Here is a 15,835-nt window from a genome sequence, read left to right on the forward strand (position 1 = left end):
CCCGCCGCCGACGCCTCTGCTTCGCGGCGACGTCGTCGGTTCCAGCCCAGCGGCAGGCGTGAAGATGCGAAGAAGCCCTCGACCCGCCTCGATCAGAGGTAGGTCGGTGGCTTCCGGATTCTTGGCTGCGAGAGCCGGTCCTCGCCGCACGGGCAGGCTCCAGGATGTGTGCGGATCCACCCTGTCTGCCTGCCCAGAGGGAAGCCAGACCGCCGCCAGGGGTGCGAACGGTAGGCGTCTTTGCACTCCTGCGCCGGCCCGGTCCGACGTGACCCTCGACGTCCAGGGCGGTGCCCTACTGCAACGCCGAAATGACCGCCAGGCGCTCGAACGCCGGCAGGTGACGCGCCGCCGCCAGCACGCCGTGGGGGAGCGAGAGGCCGCCCAGCGCGCCGATCCCGACCCAGGCGATGTCGTCGTGCTCGTCGGGGGCCCGGTTGGCCGGCGAGCCGGCCCACGCGCCGATCAGCCACACCCCCACGCGGACGGCGTCCGCCCCACGGCCGGCCCGCAGGACGCCCAGCCGCGCGGCGGACTCCGCCACGATGTGCACGCCCAGCTCCTCGTGCATCTCGCGGGCGAGGGCCTGGAGCTCCGACTCGCCCGCCTCGACCTGCCCGCCCGGCAGGTCCCAGACGTCGGGGTACACCCGCTTGTCCGGCCTGCGGTGCACCAGCAGGACCGCGCCGCCCTGCACCAGGACGCCCGTGACGACGGCGGGCACGACCGCGGTCAGCGGCGCACCCGGTAGCGCAGGTGCAGCACCCGGTCGCCCCGGATCACCACGTCGGGGTCCTCCAGCAGGTGCTGCGCGTCGATCGACCCGAAGTAGCGCTTGCCGGAGCCGAACACGACGGGCGCGACGTCCATGCGCACCTCGTCGACCAGGCCCGCGGCCAGCACCTGGCCGCCGACGTCGCCGGCGGCGACCTCGACCAGGCGGTCGCCCGCCAGCTCCTGCGCCCGGGCGACGGCCGCCTCGACGCCGTCGACGAAGTGGAACGGTGCCGCCGGGTCCCAGCCGTCGGGCGGCGGCCGGTGCGTCACGACGACCACGTGGGCGATCCCGCCCGGGGGCTTGCCGTCCCAGCCGTCCGTCAGGTCGAAGACGCGCCGGCCGCAGATCGTCACCCCGATCCGGTCCCAGTACGGCCGGACGTAGTCGTACGACGTCTGCGACACCCGGACCCCGCCGTCGGCGTCCAGCGGCACGTCGCCGCTGACCAGCCACTCGAACAGCGGGCCGGGCTGGTCGCCGGCGTCGGCGATGAAGCCGTCCACCGACACCGAGCTGTACATCACGACCGTGCCCACGGGGCTCTCCTCTGCTGTCCGGGCCCCCAAGCTAGCGTGTCCTGAGCGGGGGTTCTTGTACGAAATCAATCGGCCGGCAGCGGCCAGCCGTCCAGCGCGTGGCCGGGATGCTCGCGCAGGAACCGCCGCCGGACGTCGACGTACCGGGTCGGCGTGAGCCCGGTGAACTCCCGGAACTCGTGGCCGAAGTGGGCCTGGTCGAAGTAGCCCGCGCGGGCGGCGAGGTCGCCCCAGTCGACCGGCCCGGCCGGGTCGAGCGCGAACACGGCGGCGGCGAAGCGGTACGTGCGGGCCAGCCGCTTCGGCGTGACCCCGATCGTCTCCTTGAACCGCCGCGCCATGAGCGTGCTGCTGACCCCGGCCGCCTCGCTCAGGCCGCCGATCGGCGCCGCCCCGCGGGTGGCCGCGATGAGCCCGCTCGTGTGGCGGACCAGGCCCAGGCCGGCGGTCGAGCGCAGCCGGCGCATCAGCTCGTCCTCGAGCATCGTCAGCATCTCCCGCGGCCCGGCCGCCGCGGCCAGCCGGTCGCGCAGCTCCGCGACGGCGGCCCGGCCCCAGACCTGCTCCACCGGCACCGGCCGGTCCCGCAGCTCGGCCGCGGGCATCGGCAGGAACGGCGCCAGCCCCCACGGCTTGACGTGCACGCCGACGGACCGGGTCCGGGGCGGGTAGCCGAACTCCAGCGCGCGGGTGGGCGTGGTGATGACGCAGCCGTCGGCGAACTCGGCCGCCTCGGCGCCCGTGCGGATGCGGAACGGCGCCCCGAGGTTGACGATAAGCAGCGCCGCCGGCATCGGCGGCAGCGTCAGCCGGGCGTACGGCGCCGCACCGGCCAGGTAGTAGACGTCGTCGATCAGGGCGTCCAGCGGCGGCCGCGGCACTCTGGACACGTACTCCACGCCCCCAGCATCGCCGATGCCCGCCCGGCGCCGCACGCCGGTCGGCCTGCCCGTTCGGTACCCTCGGGCGGTGATCCGTGGCGACACCGTGGCGACGCCGTGACCGCCCGCTGATGGGCGTCCGGAACGATCTGGTCGAGGGCGTCTCCGGCACCGGCAAGACGACGGTCTGCGACGAACTGCAGCGCCGCGGCCACCACGCCGTGCACGGCGACCGCGAGCCGGCGTACCAGGGCGACTCGGTCACCGGCGAGCCGACGGACACCGCCGCGCACGCGCTGGTGGCCGACCGGAGCGCGCCGGTGACGTTCTTCTGCGGCGGGTCCCGGAACTTCCCGGCGTTCATCAGCCTGTTCGAACGGCGGCTCGCCGGGCGCCCGGCGGACTTCCGGGACGGTGCCGATCGTGGTGTACCCGACGGCCGTGTAGAACGCGAGCGACCGCTGCAGGTCGGTGACCCGCAGCCCCAGGTGCAGCATGCGCATGCCGGCAGGTTAGTGCGTGCCGCGGCGACCGTCACCCGGGGCGGTCGTCGAGGTAGGCGTGCAGGGCGGCGGCGCCGGCGAGCATGGAGCGGCCGCGGGCCGACAGCCGGGCGCGCCAGTCGCGCAGCACGGTCTCCAGCGGTTCGACGCCGCCGGCGGAGCGGACCTGGGCGATCACCACCGCGATGCGCTCCAGCGGGTAGCCGCCACGCCGCAGCTGGTGGGCGAGCCGGGCGTCGCGCACGTCGGCCGCGCCGTACACCCGGTAGCCGGTCCGGGGGTCGCGGGGCGGCCGGACCAGGCCGGCGCGTTCCCACGCGCGCAGGGTGGCCGGGCGGATGCCGAGGCGGTGGGCCAGCGGGCCGACGAACGTGCCGCCGCGGTCCGGCGGCGCCGGGGCGAGGTCGCGGACGGCGGCCTCGACGGCGTGCAGGGTGCGGCGGTCGTCCAGCAGCTGGGCGTGGCCGGTGTCGACGAGGTGCAGCGCCTCCTCGACGGCGTCCCGGTGCACGGCCCGCATGATCGACGCGGCGGCCCGGTGGCCGTGGCCCGGGATGAGGGCGAGGAAGGCGCGCAGGGCGGCGGCGTGCCGCGCGGTGTAGGTGCGGTAGCCGTGCGGGGTGCGCGTGGCCGGGGGCAGGATGCCGGCGGCCTCGTAGTTGCGCACCGCCTGGGTGGACAGGCCGTGCTCCCGGGCCAGGTCGACCGGCCGCAGGTGATCACCGGTTTGAAGGTTTCGCATCCGCGCACAGCTCGCCGTCGCCGCAAAGTTTCAACCGGAAGTTCAACGATAGCGTGGAGGTATGAGTGCTGGTGTGAACGCCGACGCCGTCCTGGACCTGCTCGCGGCCCGGCCGCGGGTGCTCGCCCTCGGCGAGCCCACCCACGGCGAGGAGGATCTGCTGGGCCTGCGCAACGACCTGTTCCGGCAGCTGGTGGAGCGGGCGGGGTACCGGACGATCGCCGTCGAGAGCGACTGCCTGATGGGCCTGGTCGTCGACGCGTACGTCACCGCGGGCGCCGGCGACCTCGACGAGGTGATGGCGCGCGGCTTCAGCCACGGGTGGGGCGCCTTGGCGGGCAACCGGGAGCTGGTGCGGTGGCTGCGCGCGCACAACGACGGCCGGCCCCCGGCCGAGCGGGTGCGCTTCGCCGGGTTCGACGGCCCGCTGGAGATCACGGCCGCCGCCAGCCCCCGGCAGGCGCTGCTCGGGCTGCACGCCCACCTGGCCGCGCGGGTGGACCCCGGCCTGCTGCCCTGCACCGCGGGGACCCTGGACGACCTGCTCGGCGCCGACGACCGGTGGACCGAGCCGGCCGCCATGCGCGACCCGGCGCGGTCCGTGGGCCGCACCGCCGACGCGCGCGAGCTGCGGCTGCTCGCCGACGACCTGGCGGGCCTGCTCGACGCGCAGGCACCGCAGCTGGCCGGGCCCGCGCCGGCCGAGGACTGGCACCGGGCCCGGCTGTACGCGCGCACCGCCGTCGGGCTGCTGCGCTACCACTGGGCGATGGCCGGCGCCGGGCCGGAACGGCTGGCGATGCTGCTGGGCGTGCGCGACGCGATGATGGCCGCGAACCTGCTCGCCCTCGCCGGCCGCGGCCCGGTGCTGGTGCACGCCCACAACAGCCACCTGCAGCGCGACCCCAGCTCGATGCGGATGGGCGGGGAGCCGGTGCGGTGGTGGAGCGCCGGCGCGATCGCCGGCACCTACCTGGGCGACGACTACGCGGTCCTGGCGACCGCCGTCGGCACCATCCACCACCGCGGCGTCGGCGTCCCGCCACCGGACACCGTCGAAGGGCTGCTGTACGCGCAGCCCGGGGACCGCCGCCTGGCCGACCCGCGCGGGCTGGCCGCGGCCGCGGGACGCGACGCGCGGGTGTCGCCCTGGTACGGCTACGCCCCGCTGGACCCGGCGCACCTGCCGAACTACGACGGCATCGTCTTCCTCCGGGACGCCCGCGACGCCCGGGACGCCCGGAGCGCGCCGTCCGCGTGACCACCGGGGCCCGGTTGTACACCGGAGCCCGGCCTGCGGAAGGCTGATGCCCATGCGGACACTGACCCTGGCCATGAACGTCAGCCTGGACGGCTACGTCGCCGGGCCCGGCGACGACCTCGGCTGGGGCGTGCCGAGCGACGAGCTGTTCCAGTTCTGGTCCGACCGGGTGGGCTCGACCGGCCTGGCCCTGTACGGCCGCCGGATCTGGGCGGGGATGAACGCCCACTGGCCGACCGCCGACCGGCAGCCCGGCGCCACCCCGGCGCACATCACCTACGCCCGCCGCTGGCGGGACATGCCGAAGGTGGTGTTCTCCTCGACGCTGAGCACGGTCGACGGCAACGCCCGCCTGGTCACCGGCGACGCGGTCGCCGAGATCACCCGGCTGAAGGCCGGCGACGGCGGGCCCATGGACATCGGCGGCGCCACCCTCGCCGCGGCGGCGATGCGGGCCGATCTGATCGACGAGTACGTGCTCGTCACTCACCCGGTCCTGGTGGGCGGCGGCACGCCGTTCTTCCCCACCCTCGACCGGCGGGTGGACCTGACCCTGGCGGAGACCCGGACGTTCCCCGGCGGCGTGCTGCTGACCCGGTACGCGACCCGGCGCTGAGCGGCCGGGCGCCCGGTCAGCCGAGCGCGGCGGCCTTGCGCAGCAGGACGGAGCGTTCGCGGGCGTTGCGGCACAGCCGGGCGGCCAGCTCCAGCTCGGCGCGGGCCTCGGTGGTGCGGCCCAGCCGGGTCAGCAGCTCACCGCGGACGCCGGGCAGCAGATGCGAGCCGGGCAACCGGTCGGCGGCGACCAGGTCGTCCACGATGGACAGGCCCGCGGCCGGGCCGTGCGCCATGGCGACGGCGACGGCCCGGTTGAGGTCGACGACGGGGGAGGGGGCGATGCGCCCCAGCGCCTCGTACAGCAGCACGACGCGGTCCCAGTCGGTCTCGGGCACCGACGCGGCGGTGGCGTGGCAGGCGGCGATGGCGGCCTGCAGGCCGTACGGGCCGAGGCCGCGCCCGGCGGCGGTCGCCCGGTCCAGCGCGGCCAGGCCGCGGCGGATCGCCGAGGTGTCCCAGCGGCGGCGGTCCTGGTCCTCCAGCAGCACCGGCTCGCCGTCGGGGCCGGTGCGGGCCGGGAACCGGGCGGCGGTCAGCTCGCACAGCGCCAGCAGGCCGTGCGCCTCCGGCTCGCCGGGCAGCAGCGCGGTCAGCGTGCGGGCCAGCCGGATCGCCTCGTAGGCCAGGTCGGGGCGCAGCAGGTCGTCGCCGGCCGTCGCGGTCGATCCCTCGGTGAAGATCACGTAGAGGACGCTGAGGACGCCGCCGAGCCGGTCCGGCCGCTGCTCGGGCGGCGGCAGCTCGAACGGCACCCGGGCCGCGGCGATGGTCTTCTTCGCGCGGGTGATCCGGGCCTGGATCGTCGGCACCGGCACCAGGAACGCCCGGGCGATCTCCTCGCTGGTGAGGCCGCCGACGGTGCGCAGGGTCAGCGCCACCCGCGCCTCCGGCGGCAGCACCGGGTGGCAGGCGACGAACATCAGCGCCAGGACGTCGTCCTCGATGCGGTCGGGGTCCCAGGGCAGCTCGTCCGGGCCGGGGCGGGCCGGCACGGCGCCCGAGCTGGCCTCGCCCTCGGCCAGCTGGCCGGCCAGCAGCGCGTACCGCTCGTCGCGGGCCGACCGGCGGCGGAACGCGTCGATGGCGCGCCGCCGGGCGGTGGCGAGCAGCCAGCCCACCGGGCTCGCCGGGGCGCCGTCGCGCGACCAGGTCACCAGCGCCTCGGCCAGCGCCTCCTGCGCGACGTCCTCGGCGAGGGCGAAGTCGCCGGTGTAGCGGGCGAGCGCGCCGACGATGCGGGCGCTCTCGATGCGCCACACGGCCTCGACGGCCCGCCGCGCCGGCTCGGTGAGCGGCGGGCCGTCGTGGGCGCCGGACATCAGAGCTGACCGGTCCGCTCGCGCCAGGCCCGCTCGACCTTGATCCACTCGTTGTCCTGCGGGAACTCGTCGATGCCGGGCACCCGGCGGATCTCGCACTTCGAGCCGGGGAACGCGGGCATCCGCTTGGCCCACTCGACCGCCTCCTCCTTGGAGGCCACGTCGAGGATGTAGAAGCCGCCGAACAGCTCCTTGGTCTCGCCGTACGGGCCGTCGGTGACGACCGGAGCCTCGGCGCCGTAGTCGACGACGACGCCCTGCGCCGCGTCGTCGAGGCCCTCGGCCGCGACCAGCACGCCCGCGCGGATCAGCTCGTCGTTGAACCGGCCGACGTGCTCCAGCATCTCCTCGAACGGCGTCTGCATCATCCGGGCCATCGACTCGTCGGTGCCGCGCATGATGAGCATGTACTTCGCCATGGTGGATCTCCCTGTTTCCCGGTTGCGAGGTCGCGGTCCGACCTTCTCACCCCAGGGTCGAACGGGGCGGGCGCGGATCGACACCGCGCCGCGATCAGTTGTCCGGAGTTCCCGGCGGGGCCATCACGCGCAGCGCGTTGGGCTCCACGGCGACGGTCAGCGGGGTCCGCCCGCAGGGTTCGCCGTCGACCTCGACGCGGGCGGGCCGGTCGGTCTCCAGCCGCAGCTCGCCGACGGCCAGGAACGGCTCGTCGGCCACGGTGCGGCGGTGGCCGTGCGCCGCGTTGCGCGCCGTCTCGCGCAGCAGGTCGCGCCGCGCCGGGCCGCCCACGGGGTACGCCACCAGCAGCCGGTCGTCGGCGTGCGCGTCGGCCGTGATGGGCCGGCCGGCGTGGAAGCCGCCGTTGGCCACGTACAGCTGGTGGGTGACGAACTCGTGCCGGCGGCCGGCGGCGTGCACGACGGCGCGCAGCGGCCGGTGCCGGGCCAGCAGGGCCAGCGCGGTGGCCGGGTACGCCAGCCGCCCGGCGACCCGCTTGAGCGCGCGCGGCGCGGACAGCATCACCTCGGCGGACAGCCCCACGCCGACGTGGTTGGTGAACAGCAGGTCCCCGGCCCGCCCGAGGTCGACGTCGACGACGGTGCCGCCGGCCAGGGTGGCGACGGCGGCGTCCAGGTCCAGCGGCATGCCGACGGTGCGGGCGAAGTTGTTGGTGGTGCCCAGCGGCAGCAGCCCCAGGGCGATGTCGCGGTGGGCGAGCAGCCGCGCGGCGGTGCTGATCGTGCCGTCGCCGCCCCCGGCGACGAGCAGGTCGGGCCCGGCGGCGACGGCGGCGGCCAGCCGGTCCTCCAGCTCGCCGGGGCGGTCGACGCGCTCGTCGGCGAGGAGGGTGAACCCGGCCGCGAGCAGCCGCGCGCGGGCGCCCGCGTACAGCCGGCGCCCCCGGCGGGAGCCGGTGTTGACCACGAGCGCCGCGCGCCGGTCCCGCCGGATGTCCTCGCTGAGCCGATCTTTGGTCCGCATCGGCCCAGACCCTACCGAAGTGCCGCCGACGGGACACACGGACAAGATCGTCCGCCCTATCCTGGCGCGATGTCGTCCCCCCTGCCGCCACCGGCGTCCCGCGGACCGCTGGCCGGCCTCCTGGGCAACGCCCTGGCCGGCTACCGGCTGGCGTGGGCCCACCGCGGCCGGGTGCTGCCCGTCGTGCTGCCGGTGCTGGCCGTGGCCCTGCTGGGCGGCCTGGCGCTGGACCTGCTGCTCGGCCGCGACGGGCTGGCCGTCGTCGACGGGGTGCCGGTGTTCCCCGGCGCCGGCGACGGCGCCCTCGCCTGGGCGCGGCCCGCGCCGGCCGTCGCGGCGTGGCTGGTCGCGCTCCCCGCGGGCGCGCTGGCGCTGGCCGGCGCGGCCCGTGGGCACACGGTGCGGCCCGGCGCGGCGCTGGCCGTCGCGGCCCGGCAGGTCCCGCGACTGGCCGTCGGCCTGTGCGCGGCGGCCGCCGCCGCGGTCGCCGCGGTGTGGGTGGTCGGGGGCGTCGCGGGCGCCACCGGCCGCGCCGGCGTGCTGCTGGTCCTCGGGGCCCTGGCGGCGGTCGCGGTGGTGGCGGCGCGGCTGCTGCCCGGGGTCCTCGCGCGGCCGCTGGGCGGGTCCGCGTGGGGCCTGACGAAGGGCCGGGTGGCGGGCACGGCCGGGGCCCTCCTGCTGGGCGGCGTGGTGGTCCCGCTGGTCCTGGTGTACGTGCGCGACCTCGCGCGGCCGGCCCTGGACCGGCCGGTGCTGGGCGGGCTGGCCGACGCGGCGCTGCTGACCGCCGTGGTGGCCGCCCAGGCGGGCATCCTGGCCCACACCTACCTGCTGCAGCGCGACGTGCTGCGCTCGACCGGGCAGGAGTCGGCCGACCTGGCCGCCGCCGACGCCCGGCTGGCACCGCTGGCCGCCGCCGAGCCGCGGCGGGTCTGGCCCGGCGTCGCGGCGATCTGCGCGCCCGTGCTGCTCACCGCCGCCGTCGCCGTGCTGCCCACCGGGGCGCCGTCGGTGCGCTCGCACGGCGACGCCCCCATCGGCGCGGTGGCCGTGGCCTGGCCGGCCGGGCGGCACCCGGTCATCGTGGGCACCGCCGAGGTGCGGTTCTGCGACAACGACCCGTGCGACCGCTACGTCACCCGGCACGGCGGCCCGGCGGTGATGGACGGCCGCGGCGCCGTCGCCGTCGGCCCGGACGGCGCCGTGGTCACGGCCGTCGTCAGCGGGTCGGCGGACGGCGGCGGCCCGTTCGTCCACTATGCGCGCTGCACCCGCGACGGCTGCCGCGAGGGCTGGCTGCCGGTGCGCGGCTCGGCCCGCGAGCCGTTCGGGTGGCCGCTGCTGGCGGCGGCGGCCGCGCCCGACGGCGCCCTCTGGTTCGCGCTGGCGATGCCGTCGCCGGACGGCGCGGCCGGCGCACCCACCTACGGCGTCACGCTCGTGCGCTGCGCCGACGCCACCTGCGCCGCCCCGCGGCGGCACCGGGTCGCGACCCTGGAACGCGTCCCCGAGGACGGTTTCCCCGACGAGCGCCGCGCCCGGCTGGCGGTCGGCGCCGACGGGCGCCCGGTGGCGACGTTCCACATCGGGCAGTCGCTGCAGCAGGTCACCTGCGACCCGCCCGCCTGCACCGCGCCCCGCCGCGCGGCGGCTTCGGCCGGGCCGCCCGACGCGCTGTTGCTCACCCCGGAGCGGCTGGGCGGCGAGGCCGTGTCGCTGAAGCCGGGCCGGCTCCGGCTCGGCGGCGGCGGGGCGGTGGCACTGTCCAACGGCATCGCGCCCGGCTCCGGCGCGCTCGCCGCGGCCGGCGGCCACACGTACGTCACGTCGGCGGTGCGGACCACCCGCCCGGGCGGCCCGCACGTCACCGTGGGCGCGGCGCCGTCGTTCTGGCGGCAGACCGTGTGGCGCTGCACCGGTGTGCGCTGCGACCGGCACCCGCTGGACGTGTTCGGCGGCCCGGCCGGCCCCGAGCTGATGGCGGTCGGCCCGGACGGGCGGGTGCTCGTCGTGCGCCCCGGCCGGGTGCTGCTGGCGACGCTGTCCGGCACCGGACAGCGGCCCGGTCACCGACCCGACTGAGCGTGCCGTCCGGCCGACGGCCCGCCCGCATGATCGGACGCGGGCGCCCGCTGATCGACGCGGGGGACGCGGCCCGCGCGCGATGTGCGCCGCCGCGACCCGGCGTGACGATGACGGGACGAGGGCACACCCGCCCTTGAGCGGAAAGGCACGCCATGGACCGATCCTGCACCCGTCGTCCCGCCGCCCGCCCGCCCCGATCGCGGAGCCCGCGATGAGCTGGGGCGGCCTGAATCCCGCGCTGACCGTCTGGCGCAACGCCATCAACGCCCGGTTCCCGGACCGCGGCCTGGCCTCCGACGGCGCGGTCGCCGACGAGTTCCACTCCCCGTCATCGCGCCACCAGCCGGACGCCGACGGCACCGTCGACGCCTTCGACTGCGACGTCAACTTCCTCGGCTCGAACCGCCCGCAGGGCACGCCGGAGGAGCGGCGCATCTGCGAGGCGCTCAAGCTCGACTTCGAGAACGACCCGCACGGCCGGTCGATCCTGTGGATCCATCAGCGGGTCATCGCGAACGCCACCGTCGACGACTGGCGCGAACGCGAGTACACCGGCGACAGCCCGCACGACAAGCACATCCACTTCCAGAGCCGGCAGAACCGCGAGCACGACGACCGCCCGTGGCCCATGCCCCGCACCGACGCGCTGCTGCGCGAGACGGAGGACCTCCCCATGAAGCAGGACGACTTCGACAAGCTGATGACCTCGTGGGCGCGCAGCCGCGCCGGCCGGGACGCCCTGCACGAGGTGATGCGGTCCATCGTGGAGAAGGACCCGGCCACGGGCGAGGAGAACCTGCGCTGGGGCGGCGCCATCCGCACCCAGAACCAGCGCCGCGACCAGCAGACGACCACGATCACCCGGCGCATCGACGCGCGCGCCGACGAGATCCTCGCCGCGGTGCGCGACAACGGCTGAGCGGCGGCCCGCCGCGGCTCAGGCGGCGGGCTGGTGCCCCAGCACCGAGTCCAGGGCGCGGTGCAGGTCGGCCACGTTGACGGTGACGGTGGGGGACTGGCGGCGCGCGGTCAGCCAGCGCACGACGATGTCCTGCATCAGCTTGCTCGGGTTGGTGCCGAGGCGGCCGGCCTCGGCCTCCAGCTCCTCCGAGAACTCGGCGGGCAGCCGGGTGGAGTGGACCACGGTGGGCCGGCGTTCGCTCGCGCGGGCGCCGGGCCGCTCGACGATCCGGCCGGCGGCCGGGTCGAACGGCAGGGCCAGGGCGGCCTTGGCCGCGGCGATGTCGTCCTTGCTGGTCATGTCACACACCTCCGGTGGCGGCGTCGGCGACCGCGGACTCCTCGGCGTCGAGGCGGCGGGCGTCGTGGACGTGGTACGTGTCGTCGTGGGTCTCGACGGCCACGACGGTCAGCCAGGAACCGTCGGCGGCGCGGCCGGTCAGCAGCAGCACCCGGCCCAGGTGCCGGCGGATGACCGGGCTGCTGTGCCGGATCACGTACTGGGCGTCCTGCCAGGGCACGTGGCTCGCGGCGAGACGGTCGTAGCTGTCGTCGTCCCAGATGTAGTTGTCGTTCATCACTCTGCGCCGCAGTGTATACGAATGTAAACGGCTTCGACCAGCGTCACGCCTGGGCGCGCAGCAGGTCCAGCACCAGCGCCAGCGGCGGCCAGGCCGCCCGGCCGCGCCGCACCACCGCGTACGCGCGCAGCGTCACCCCCGGCCCGGCGAGCGGCACGATGCGGATGCCCGGCGTGGTGCGCATCGGCTGCGGCAGCAGGCCCACGCCGAGCCCGGCCACGATGAGGTCCTGGAACAGGTCGAGGCTGTCGGAGCGGTGCGCGATCCGCGGCTCGAAGCCCGCCATGGACGCCACCGTCCGGACCACCTCCTCGTCGGCGGTGTGCCGCGAGTTCACCATCCAGTCGTGGTCGCGGTAGCGGCGGAACGCGGCCGGGGTGTCGCCGGCGGGGACGCCGGTGTCGGCGGCCGGCACGCCCAGCCCCCACGGCACGGACCACAGGGGCAGCGCCTCCAGCGTGCGGTCGACGCCGGCCGGCGCCAGGTCGTAGTCGTAGGTCAGCGCCAGGTCGATGGCGTCGGCGGCGAGCAGCGTCAGCGCCTCGGGCGGCTCGTGCTCGTGCAGCAGCGGCCGCACCCGCGGGTGGCTGCGGGCGAGCGTGGCGACCACCGGCAGCAGGCTGCGCCGGATCGCCGTGGCGAACCCGGTGATCCGCAGCGTGCCGGCCGGTTCGGCGCCCGGGTCGAGGTCGAGCCGGGCGGCGTCGACGGCGGCGAGGATCGTCACCGCGTGCTCGGCGAGCCGCCGTCCGGCCGGGGTGAGCCGCACCCGGCGGCCCTGCGGCTCGATCAGGCCGGTGCCGGCCTCCCGGGCCAGCGCGGCGATCTGCTGCGACACCGTCGAGGTGGTGACGCCCAGCTCGTCGGCGACGGCGCGCATGGACCCCAGCCGCGACAGCTCCAGCAGCAGCTCCAGCCGGCGGGTCTCCATCCGCCTTATTATTCAGTGAGACTGAACGGTGTGTCCAGCAAAGTCACGTGGACGTGAACGGTTGCCGTCGCGTGTACTGGTCCGCATGACCCCGTCGTCCCGCTCCGGCGCCGCGCTGGCCGTCGTCGCCATGGTGTGCGTGCAGCTCGGCCTCGCCCTGTCCGTCACGCTCATCGACACCGTCGGCGCCCAGGGCGCGGCGTGGCTGCGGCTGGCGTGGGCGGGCCTGCTGTTCGCCGCCGTCGTCCGGCCGCGCCCGTCCCGCTTCACCCGGCGCGCGCTGCTGGCCTGCGTCGCGCTCGGCGTGGTGACGGCGGGCATCACCATGCTGTTCATGGCCGCCGTCGCCCGGCTGCCGCTCGGCACGGCCAGCGCCCTGGAGTTCCTCGGCCCGCTCGGCGTCGCCGTCGCCCGCGGGCGCGGCGGCCGGGCCGGGTGGCCGCTGCTCGCCGGGGCCGGGGTCCTGCTGCTCACCGAGCCGTGGCACGGCGGCGCCGACCCGGCCGGCGTGGCGTACGCGCTGGGCGCCGCGGTCTGCTGGGCGGCGTACATCCTGCTCACCCAGCGCGTCGGCGACGAGGTGTCCGGCGTGCAGGGCCTGGCCGTGTCCATGCCGGTGGCCGCGCTGGTCGCCACCGCCGTCGCCGGGCCGTCGACGTTCCCGCTGCTCACCCCGGAGCTGCTCGCCGTCGGCCTGGGGCTGGCCGTGCTGCTGCCGGCGGTGCCGTTCGTGCTGGAGCTGTACGCGCTGCGCCGGCTCACCGCCGCCGCGTTCGGCACCCTGATGAGCCTGGAGCCGGCGATCGCGCTGGTCGTCGGGCTGGTCGCGCTGCGCCAGGTGCCGGGCTGGGCGGCGGTGGCGGGCATCGCCTGCGTGGTGGCGGCCGGCGTCGGCGCCACCCGGCAGGGCGCCCGCCCCGGCGCCGCGCCGCCGAGCCCCGCCCACGAGCTGGCGGGCGCGCTGCCCGGGCCCGGCTGACCGTCAGGGCAGGACGGCGGCGACCGCCTCGGCCGCCGTCGCGCACCGGGTGACGGCCGCGTCCACCGGACCGTCCGGCCCGGACACCGTCCAGCCGCCCACCGCGGCGACGGGCTTGCCGGCCCGCGCCGCCAGCGCCACCTCGCTGAGCGTCCCCCAGTTGCCGCCGACCGCGATCAGCGCGTCGGCGGCGGCCACCACCAGGCCGTTGCGCAGCTGCCCCAGGCCGGTGGGCAGGGCGACGGTGAGGTGCGGGTTCGCGCCCGCGCGGGTGTCGCCCGGCAGCAGGCCGACGGTGGTGCCGCCGTGCGCCGCCGCGCCCCGGCAGGCCGCCGCCATCACCCCGCCCAGGCCGCCGCAGACCACGATCGCGCCGCGCCGGGCGAGCAGCGCGCCGACCTCCTCCGCCACCGCGCACACCGCCGGCGGGGCGTCGCCGGGACCGGCTACCGCGACGTACGTCATGGCCGGTGAGCGTACCGATCGGGTGCGGGGGACGCGGCGGGTCGCAACCGGGTGCCATCATGCTGACGTGACGCAGACCACTGCCGCGCGCGGGCCGGCCCGGCCGTGACCGCCCGCCTGCGCGCCGCCATCGCCGGCATCGAGGAGCAGCTGCACGGCGACCCCGCCTTCGCGCACGTGTCGCACCTGCTCGTGCGGGTGGGCGGCCGGGTGGTGCACGACGCGCACTACCGCGGGCCCCGCGTCGCCGACACGTTCTCGCTGACGAAGTCGGTGATCGCCACGCTGGTCGGGGCCGCCGTCCGCGAGGGTTACGTGCCCGACCTCGACGCGGCCGCCCCCGGCGCCGACTGCACCTGGCGGCAGCTGCTGACGATGACCCGCGGCCGCGCCGTCGACGGCCCGTGGGAGATCGACGCGGTGATGGCGCTGTCGTCGGGCCGGCTCGACCGGATCCGCTCCGCGCCCCGCCTCGACGAGCCGGGCGTCACCTTCCGCTACGACAACGGCGCCGCGCACCTGCTCGCCGCCGCCCTGCGCGAGGCCACCCGCATGCCCGTCGAGCGGTACGCGGCCACCCGGCTGTTCGACCCGCTCGGCATCACCGCGTGGGACTGGCCCGCCGACTCCGACGGCGTCCACCTCGGCTTCGGGCACCTGCGCCTGGGCGCCGCCGACCTGGCCGAGCTGGGCGAGCTGTGGCTGCGCGGCGGCGAGGGGATCATGGACCCGGCGTTCGCGCGGGCGATGACCACCGCCCAGAACCCGGGCGGCCCGCCCGAGAACGTGCCCTACGGCTACCTGCTGTGGGTCGACTCCTACGGCTACTTCGCCGGCGGCTGGGCCGGGCAGTCCATCACGGTCGTGCCCGCCGCCCGCGCGGTCGTCGTGACGACGGGCGACCCCCGCTTCGACCCCGGGCCGCCGCCGACCGACGCCCTGCGCGACGGCTGGCGCTCGGCCCGCGACCTGGTCGTCGAGCGGCTGATCCCGGTGCTGGCCTGACCGGTCAGCGGGCCGCCACCGACGGGGCGCCGAACGTCACCGGCACGCCGGGGGAGTACAGCACGCTCACCGGCGGCCCGGCCGGCGCGGGCAGGCCGGCCGCCTCGACCAGCTCGTCGTCGAGGTGCAGCAGCGTGGCCCGGTGCAACGGCCAGCGCGGGTGCTCGTTCGGCAGGTGCAGGGTGCGGCCCCACGCCCGGGTGTGCAGGCCCCACCGGGCGGTCAGGAAGTGCTCCAGCGCGGTGGGCCGCTCGATCGGCGCGCCGACCTGGATCGTCATCCGGCTGAACGCGCCGCGCGGGCCCGGCCACCGCCGCCGGTTGACGTAGGTGATCCGGTCGCCGTCGCGGTCCAGCCGCATCCGCGACCACAGGTACGGCAGCCGCAGCAGCGCCCGCGCGGCCAGCACCGGCAGCAGCCGCGCCGCGTCGAGCGACCGGAACACCACGGCCCGCCGCCCGGCGTCGTCCACGGAGTACAGCCGGACGTTCGTCTCGCAGAACGTGCCCAGGTACGGCAGGCCCGGCCCGCGCAGCGGGCCGAGCCCCACCATCCGGAAGCCGATCAGCCCCGCGTAGGTGACCCCGTCCAGGGTGTCCGGCCGCACGCCCGGCGGCAGCAGCGGCGCCACCCGCGCCGGGTCGACGGGCCAGTGCAGGAACGCCAGATCCTCCCAGCGCTGCACCAGCCACGGCCGGCGCACCGGCCGGGTGGTGAGCTCGCTGACCGCCTCGATCTCCACCCGACC

The 15,835-nt window shown here is 76.8% G+C and carries 19 protein-coding genes; 6 read left to right on the plus strand and 13 right to left on the minus strand.

Features of this window, described 5'->3' with window-relative positions; genetic code table 11:
* Window positions 1-295: 295 nt before the first annotated feature.
* The 5 genes from Sya03_RS19930 to Sya03_RS19950 form a co-directional block, all read right to left on the minus strand.
* Window positions 296-724, minus strand: a complete 429-nt coding sequence (locus Sya03_RS19930; RefSeq protein WP_203939862.1) for an NUDIX domain-containing protein — start codon at window positions 722-724, stop codon at window positions 296-298.
* Window positions 725-732: 8 nt separating this feature from the next.
* On the minus strand, window positions 733-1,314 hold the full coding sequence (locus tag Sya03_RS19935) for a dihydrofolate reductase family protein (RefSeq protein WP_203939863.1): 582 nt from the start codon (window positions 1,312-1,314) through the stop codon (window positions 733-735).
* Window positions 1,315-1,379: 65 nt separating this feature from the next.
* The gene (locus Sya03_RS19940) at window positions 1,380-2,213 is read right to left on the minus strand and encodes an AraC family transcriptional regulator (protein WP_239107704.1); all 834 of its coding nucleotides are present in this window, start codon (window positions 2,211-2,213) and stop codon (window positions 1,380-1,382) included.
* Window positions 2,168-2,698, minus strand: coding sequence for a VOC family protein (locus Sya03_RS19945; protein ID WP_203939864.1), 531 nt, complete (start codon window positions 2,696-2,698; stop codon window positions 2,168-2,170). The genes Sya03_RS19940 and Sya03_RS19945 overlap by 46 nt, the downstream gene beginning before the upstream one ends.
* Window positions 2,699-2,729: 31 nt before the next feature.
* A complete protein-coding gene (locus tag Sya03_RS19950) occupies window positions 2,730-3,440 on the minus strand; it encodes a TioE family transcriptional regulator (RefSeq protein WP_203939865.1) in 711 nt (236 codons plus the stop codon).
* 61 nt (window positions 3,441-3,501) lie between these two features.
* On the opposite strand from Sya03_RS19950, the gene Sya03_RS19955 reads away from it, so the two are divergent.
* Both Sya03_RS19955 and Sya03_RS19960 read left to right on the plus strand, forming a co-directional pair.
* The gene (locus tag Sya03_RS19955; protein ID WP_203939866.1) at window positions 3,502-4,701 is read left to right on the plus strand and encodes an erythromycin esterase family protein; all 1,200 of its coding nucleotides are present in this window, start codon (window positions 3,502-3,504) and stop codon (window positions 4,699-4,701) included.
* A gap of 52 nt (window positions 4,702-4,753) precedes the next feature.
* Window positions 4,754-5,317, plus strand: a complete 564-nt coding sequence (locus Sya03_RS19960) for a dihydrofolate reductase family protein (protein ID WP_203939867.1) — start codon at window positions 4,754-4,756, stop codon at window positions 5,315-5,317.
* A 16-nt stretch (window positions 5,318-5,333) separates the two neighbouring features.
* Here the strand turns inward: Sya03_RS19960 and Sya03_RS19965 are convergent, their stop codons facing one another.
* From Sya03_RS19965 to Sya03_RS19975, 3 genes are all read right to left on the minus strand, one after another.
* Entirely contained in the window at window positions 5,334-6,638 is a 1,305-nt protein-coding gene (locus Sya03_RS19965; protein ID WP_203939868.1) for an RNA polymerase sigma factor, read from the minus strand.
* Window positions 6,638-7,057 (minus strand): YciI family protein, encoded by a 420-nt coding sequence (locus Sya03_RS19970; RefSeq protein ID WP_203939869.1) that lies wholly within the window; start codon window positions 7,055-7,057, stop codon window positions 6,638-6,640. Before Sya03_RS19970 ends, Sya03_RS19965 begins: the two co-directional genes overlap by 1 nt.
* A gap of 94 nt (window positions 7,058-7,151) precedes the next feature.
* Entirely contained in the window at window positions 7,152-8,081 is a 930-nt protein-coding gene (locus Sya03_RS19975) for a diacylglycerol/lipid kinase family protein (protein ID WP_203939870.1), read from the minus strand.
* Between the two features lie 69 nt (window positions 8,082-8,150).
* On the opposite strand from Sya03_RS19975, the gene Sya03_RS19980 reads away from it, so the two are divergent.
* The gene (locus Sya03_RS19980) at window positions 8,151-10,163 is read left to right on the plus strand and encodes a hypothetical protein (RefSeq protein WP_203939871.1); all 2,013 of its coding nucleotides are present in this window, start codon (window positions 8,151-8,153) and stop codon (window positions 10,161-10,163) included.
* A gap of 214 nt (window positions 10,164-10,377) precedes the next feature.
* Window positions 10,378-11,085, plus strand: a complete 708-nt coding sequence (locus Sya03_RS19985; RefSeq protein WP_203939872.1) for a hypothetical protein — start codon at window positions 10,378-10,380, stop codon at window positions 11,083-11,085.
* Between the two features lie 18 nt (window positions 11,086-11,103).
* Here the strand turns inward: Sya03_RS19985 and Sya03_RS19990 are convergent, their stop codons facing one another.
* The 3 genes from Sya03_RS19990 to Sya03_RS20000 are packed head-to-tail and all read right to left on the minus strand — an operon-like array spanning window position 11,104 to window position 12,638.
* Entirely contained in the window at window positions 11,104-11,427 is a 324-nt protein-coding gene (locus Sya03_RS19990) for a hypothetical protein (protein ID WP_203939873.1), read from the minus strand.
* Between the two features lies 1 nt (window position 11,428).
* Window positions 11,429-11,704: a hypothetical protein gene (locus tag Sya03_RS19995; RefSeq protein ID WP_203939874.1), complete on the minus strand. Its 276-nt coding sequence runs from the start codon at window positions 11,702-11,704 to the stop codon at window positions 11,429-11,431.
* A gap of 46 nt (window positions 11,705-11,750) precedes the next feature.
* Window positions 11,751-12,638, minus strand: a complete 888-nt coding sequence (locus Sya03_RS20000) for a LysR family transcriptional regulator (protein WP_203939875.1) — start codon at window positions 12,636-12,638, stop codon at window positions 11,751-11,753.
* Between the two features lie 85 nt (window positions 12,639-12,723).
* Here Sya03_RS20000 and Sya03_RS20005 point away from each other — a divergent pair, with 85 nt between their 5' ends.
* Window positions 12,724-13,617: an EamA family transporter gene (locus Sya03_RS20005; RefSeq protein ID WP_203939876.1), complete on the plus strand. Its 894-nt coding sequence runs from the start codon at window positions 12,724-12,726 to the stop codon at window positions 13,615-13,617.
* A 3-nt stretch (window positions 13,618-13,620) separates the two neighbouring features.
* Here Sya03_RS20005 and Sya03_RS20010 read toward each other — a convergent pair whose 3' ends face one another.
* Complete coding sequence (locus tag Sya03_RS20010) at window positions 13,621-14,082, minus strand: TIGR00725 family protein (RefSeq protein WP_203939877.1); 462 nt, start codon at window positions 14,080-14,082, stop codon at window positions 13,621-13,623.
* 105 nt (window positions 14,083-14,187) lie between these two features.
* Between Sya03_RS20010 and Sya03_RS20015 the strand changes: the two genes are divergently transcribed.
* Complete coding sequence (locus Sya03_RS20015; RefSeq protein WP_203939878.1) at window positions 14,188-15,087, plus strand: serine hydrolase domain-containing protein; 900 nt, start codon at window positions 14,188-14,190, stop codon at window positions 15,085-15,087.
* Window positions 15,088-15,091: 4 nt separating this feature from the next.
* Here the strand turns inward: Sya03_RS20015 and Sya03_RS20020 are convergent, their stop codons facing one another.
* Window positions 15,092-15,829, minus strand: a complete 738-nt coding sequence (locus tag Sya03_RS20020; protein WP_203939879.1) for a YqjF family protein — start codon at window positions 15,827-15,829, stop codon at window positions 15,092-15,094.
* Window positions 15,830-15,835 lie beyond the last annotated feature (6 nt).

It is taken from the genome of Spirilliplanes yamanashiensis (assembly GCF_016863475.1).
GTDB classification, from domain to species: domain Bacteria; phylum Actinomycetota; class Actinomycetes; order Mycobacteriales; family Micromonosporaceae; genus Spirilliplanes; species Spirilliplanes yamanashiensis.

Coding starts and splice junctions, on each gene's coding strand:
- Sya03_RS19945 (WP_203939864.1), bottom strand. CDS start 2,698: ATGCGCATGCTGCACCTGGGGCTGCGGGTCACCGACCTGCAGCGGTCG.
- Sya03_RS19950 (WP_203939865.1), bottom strand. CDS start 3,440: ATGCGAAACCTTCAAACCGGTGATCACCTGCGGCCGGTCGACCTGGCC.
- Sya03_RS19955 (WP_203939866.1), top strand. CDS start 3,502: ATGAGTGCTGGTGTGAACGCCGACGCCGTCCTGGACCTGCTCGCGGCC.
- Sya03_RS19960 (WP_203939867.1), top strand. CDS start 4,754: ATGCGGACACTGACCCTGGCCATGAACGTCAGCCTGGACGGCTACGTC.
- Sya03_RS19965 (WP_203939868.1), bottom strand. CDS start 6,638: ATGTCCGGCGCCCACGACGGCCCGCCGCTCACCGAGCCGGCGCGGCGG.
- Sya03_RS19970 (WP_203939869.1), bottom strand. CDS start 7,057: ATGGCGAAGTACATGCTCATCATGCGCGGCACCGACGAGTCGATGGCC.
- Sya03_RS19975 (WP_203939870.1), bottom strand. CDS start 8,081: ATGCGGACCAAAGATCGGCTCAGCGAGGACATCCGGCGGGACCGGCGC.
- Sya03_RS19980 (WP_203939871.1), top strand. CDS start 8,151: ATGTCGTCCCCCCTGCCGCCACCGGCGTCCCGCGGACCGCTGGCCGGC.
- Sya03_RS19985 (WP_203939872.1), top strand. CDS start 10,378: ATGAGCTGGGGCGGCCTGAATCCCGCGCTGACCGTCTGGCGCAACGCC.
- Sya03_RS19990 (WP_203939873.1), bottom strand. CDS start 11,427: ATGACCAGCAAGGACGACATCGCCGCGGCCAAGGCCGCCCTGGCCCTG.
- Sya03_RS19995 (WP_203939874.1), bottom strand. CDS start 11,704: ATGAACGACAACTACATCTGGGACGACGACAGCTACGACCGTCTCGCC.
- Sya03_RS20000 (WP_203939875.1), bottom strand. CDS start 12,638: ATGGAGACCCGCCGGCTGGAGCTGCTGCTGGAGCTGTCGCGGCTGGGG.
- Sya03_RS20005 (WP_203939876.1), top strand. CDS start 12,724: ATGACCCCGTCGTCCCGCTCCGGCGCCGCGCTGGCCGTCGTCGCCATG.
- Sya03_RS20010 (WP_203939877.1), bottom strand. CDS start 14,082: ATGACGTACGTCGCGGTAGCCGGTCCCGGCGACGCCCCGCCGGCGGTG.